At 57.0% G+C, this 279-nt stretch carries 1 pseudogene; it reads right to left on the bottom strand.

Going from position 1 to position 279, the window contains the following annotated elements:
• Window positions 1-47: 47 nt before the first annotated feature.
• A pseudogene (locus SB753_RS36660) lies at window positions 48-279 on the bottom strand (hypothetical protein); the annotation flags it as partial.

The raw sequence follows: 279 nt of genomic DNA, 5'->3' as shown, positions 1-279 counted from the left end.
GCGAACGTTTTTTGTTGTCCGTTCGATTGCTCGCGCATCGCATTGCGTTATTCGCGCAGCGTATCCGTCAATAGAACATCGTCAGCGCGCGAGCTGCTAAAGAACGTTGGATCGTCCTCTGCAAGATGAAACAGACAATCGCCTCTTCGGACCAACGCGGGCACGCGCTTGCAAACGACTTCTCCGTCGCTGTCGAAATGGCGAATCACCGGCTCGCGCCACGGCGTATCGGGGAAATGAATTCGCGCAGCGGGTTGCCCCTGACTTACCCGTTCACCG

It is taken from the genome of Paraburkholderia sp. SIMBA_053, assembly GCF_046534895.1.
Classification (GTDB): Bacteria; Pseudomonadota; Gammaproteobacteria; order Burkholderiales; family Burkholderiaceae; genus Paraburkholderia; species Paraburkholderia caledonica.
This window is presented reverse-complemented; position numbering and strand designations above follow the sequence as displayed.